2 protein-coding genes and 1 pseudogene are annotated in these 3,809 nt (G+C 64.1%); 2 read left to right on the top strand and 1 reads right to left on the bottom strand.

What is annotated here, in order from left to right; all coding sequences use genetic code 11:
* The coding region (gene fdhF / locus ABLA28_RS10895; RefSeq protein ID WP_347713687.1) for a formate dehydrogenase subunit alpha at positions 1-2,691 on the bottom strand (2,691 nt) is incomplete at its 3' end.
* A gap of 260 nt (positions 2,692-2,951) precedes the next feature.
* Here fdhF and nuoE point away from each other — a divergent pair.
* Together nuoE and ABLA28_RS10905 are read left to right on the top strand one after the other, a co-directional pair.
* Positions 2,952-3,440 carry an NADH-quinone oxidoreductase subunit NuoE gene (gene nuoE / locus ABLA28_RS10900; protein ID WP_299301198.1) on the top strand — a complete coding sequence of 163 codons (489 nt, stop codon included), beginning with the start codon at positions 2,952-2,954 and terminating at the stop codon, positions 3,438-3,440.
* Positions 3,441-3,506: 66 nt separating this feature from the next.
* Positions 3,507-3,809 (top strand): annotated as a pseudogene (locus ABLA28_RS10905) (NADH-quinone oxidoreductase subunit F); the annotation flags it as partial.

Genomic DNA, 3,809 nt, shown 5'->3' on the forward strand with positions numbered 1-3,809 from the left:
CGCGGGGTCGTAGCCGCTCTCGACCTTCTCGATGCGCACGGCGGCGACCTTGTACTCCGCCGTGAGCGTCACGGGGTCGTAGGCGCCGATGGTCAGCTCGTTCACGGGGGACTCCTTGAAGTGGAACGTCATGAAGAGCGAGCCGGGCTTGACCCTGTCCGTGACCGTCACGCGCGTGACCACCTGTCCGCGCCGCGAGGTCACGCGGGCCAGCTGTCCCTCGGCGAGCCCCAGCCTGCGGGCATCCTCGGGGTTTATCTCCGCCATCTCGCAGGGCACGATGGCGTCGAGCGTCGGGGAGAAGCGCGTCGTGACGTTGTAGTGCTCCAGCCTGCGTCCCGTGATGAGCAGGAAGGGGTACTCCTCGCAGGGCGGCTCGGCCGGCTCCACATGCTCGATCGGGACCATTTTGCCCTTTCCGATGGAAAAGGTGTCCTTGTGGAGGTAGAGAGTCCCGGGGTGGTCCACCGTCGGGCAGGGCCACTGCAGCCCCGTCGTCCCCATACGCTCGTAGGTCATGCCGCGGTACTGGGGGATGGCGGCGCGCATCTCCTCGAAGACGTCCTCCGACGTCCGCCAGTCGAACCCCTTCGCGCCCATCGCTTGGGCGATGGATGCGACGATCTGCCAGTCGACGCGGGCCTCCCCCGGCGGCTCCACGGCCTTCCGGACGCGCTGCACCCGCCGCTCGGAGGCGGTGAAGGTCCCCTCCTTCTCGGCGTAGCAGGTCGCGGGGAAGATCACGTCGGCGAACTTCGCCGTCTCGGACATGAAGATCTCCTGCACCGCGACGAACTCCATGGCCTCGAACCCCTTCTTGACGTGGTTGGCGTCGGGGTCGCTCATGACGGGGTCCTCGCCCATGACGAACATCGCCTTGAGGGTCCCCTCATGGGCGGCGTCGAACATCTCGGGGATCTTGTAGCCCGGCTTGCCGGAGAGCTTCCGCCCCCAGAGCTTCTCGAAGAAGGCCAGCTTCTCCGGGTCCGTCACCTTCTGGTAGCCCGGGAAGTCCGTGGGCAGCGCGGCCATGTCGCAGGCGCCCTGGACGTTGTTCTGTCCGCGCAGGGGGTTGATCCCCGCGCTCGGAAACCCGATATGCCCCGTCAGGAGCCCCAGGTTGGCGAGGTTCTTGACGTTGTTCGTCCCGCAGATGTGCTCCGTGATCCCGAGCGTGTAGAAGATGCCCGCCTTCCGGGTCGTGGCGTAGAGGCGCGCGGCCTCGTACAGCTGCTCGCGCGGAATCCCCGTGATGGCCTCGACCCGCTCGGGAGTGTAGGACTCGATGCACTCCAGCAGGGCCTCGTACCCCTCGCAGCGTTCTTTGATGTAGGCCTCGTCCTGCCAGCCCTCCTTGACAATGATGCGCATCATCCCGTTGATCAGGGCGATGTCGGTGCCCGAGCGCAGGGGCAGCCACAGGTCCGCCATCCCCGCGAGCTCCGTGCGGCGCGGGTCCACGACGATCAGCTTCGTGCCCCGGCGCACGGCCTGTTTCATCTTGATGCCGATGACGGGATGCGCCTCGGTGGTGTTGGACCCGATGACGAAGAGCAGGTCCTCGTCCAGGATCTCGTTCACCGAGTTCGTCATGGCGCCGCTTCCCAATGAGGTCGCAAGACCTGCGACCGTGGGAGCGTGTCAGGTCCGGGCGCAGTGATCGACGTTGTTGGTGCCGATCGCCGCGCGCATGAACTTCTGGAATACGAAATTGTCCTCGTTGGTGCAGCGGGCCGAGGAGAGCCCCGCGACCGAGTCCGGCCCGTACCGCTCCACGATTTGGGAGAAACGGTCGGCGGCGAACCGGATGGCCTTGTCCCACGTCGTCCGCTCGAACTTGCCGTCCACCTTGATCAGGGGGTGGGTCAGCCGGTCCGGGCTGTGGATCAGGTCGGTGTGGAAGCGCCCCTTGACGCAGAGCTGCGTGCCGTTGATGGGGGCGTCCTCCGCGGGCGTCACGCCCACGACGCGTCCGTTCTTGACGTTCAGGTCGAAGTTGCAGCCCGTGCCGCAGAAGGGACAGGTGGTCCGCACCTTCGTGACCTCCCAGGGACGGGTTCCGACGAAATGCTTGTTGATCAGGGCGCCCGTGGGGCAGGCGGCGACGCACTGCCCGCACATCCGGCAGATCTCGCGGTCGATGGGGCGGTCGAAGGACGTCGTGACCGTCGAGTTCACCCCGCGCCCCACGAAGTCGACGGTCCCCGTCACCTGGATCTCGCGGCAGACCCGGACGCACTTGCCGCACTTGATGCACTTGTTCTGGTCGCGGATCATGACGGGGTTGGCCTTGTCCAGGGGAAAGACGGTGTTCGTGCGCGGCCAGCGGCTCTTCTGGACCCCGTACTCGTAGCACAGGTCCTGCAGCTTGCAGTTCCCGACCTTCTCGCAGGTCAGGCAGTCCTGCGGGTGGTTCCCCAGGATGAGATCCAGGAGGCTCTTGCGGTAGCGGACGATCCGATCCGTCTTTGTCTTGACGACCATGCCCTCCTTGACCAGGGTCGAACAGGAGGTCACGAGCTTCTTCGACCCCTCGAGCTCGACCACGCACATCCGGCACCCCGAGAACGCGGTCAGATGCTTGTCGTAACAGAGATTGGGAATCTCCACCCCCACCGAACGGGCCGCCTCGATGATCGTCGTCCCCGGAGCGACCTCGACGCCGTGCCCGTCGATATTCAATTTAACCAAGTCCGCAACCCCCTTTTCGCCACACTCGGGCTTCCTCCTCAAATGGCATGCCCTCAAAACGCCTGTCGGGCCCCATCCGGAAATTTCGATGCAAAATTTTTGGATGGTGGTCAATTCGGCATTTTGACGCTACAATAGGATCAGCCAAAAATTGAATGAAATGTTCAACTAGTCAACCTGCTGTAGATTGTACCATAACCGGGCGTCGGGGAGGGGTGTGTCCCCGGCTCCGCGGGCCGACACGGAGGGGGTTTCCTAGAATGGCTGTTTTCACGTTCGATATGGAGGCAAACCGCGAGAAGATTCAGGCGTTCCGTAGCTTCATAGACGACAACAGGTTGCGCAAGGGTGTGCTGATGCCCGTCCTGCAGGATGCGCAGTCCCGCTTCGGGTACCTCCCCAAGGAGGTGCTGGAGATCGTGTCTAAGGAGCTCAGGGTTCCGATGTCGGAGGTCTACGGCGTGGCGACCTTCTATTCCCAGTTCACCTTCATCCCCAAGGGGCGGCACGACATCAGCGTCTGTTTGGGCACGGCCTGCTACGTCAAGGGCGTCGAGACCGTCATGCAGGCCCTCGAGCGCGAGCTTGGGATCAAGGCCGGGGAGACGACTCCGGACCTCCAGTTCTCCATCACGCCGACGCGGTGCCTCGGGGCCTGCGGCATCGCCCCGGTTATCGCCATCGACGGGGAACAGTACGGAAACCTGACGCCGGAGAAGCTCAAAGCCACTCTGGACAAATACCGATAGGCCAGCCGGCGGAGGTTTTCTTGGGGGTTGCCGGTTCAGCGCGGAATACACGGGAGGGGAATGTCGATGACAGCTACGATTGCGGAGATGGTGAGGGGGCTTGACGCGGAGGCGCTCGTGAGTCTGAGGGAGAGGGCCCGTGCCCGTTTGGACGAACGTCTGCGGGAGAGGACGGACGTCGCGCTCGTCGACGGGGAGTATCGTCTGACCGGGAGCTTTTACGAGAAGCAGCTTCGGCTCGTGCTGCGCAACTGCTCCATCATCGATCCTAAAAATGTGGAGGATTACGTGGCGCTCGGCGGATACGCCGCCCTGTCCAGGGTCCTGACGGAGATGACCCCGGACGAGGTCGTCGGGGAGATGACGCGC

Source organism: uncultured Fretibacterium sp., from assembly GCF_963544685.1.
Classification (GTDB): domain Bacteria; phylum Synergistota; class Synergistia; order Synergistales; family Aminobacteriaceae; genus CAJPSE01.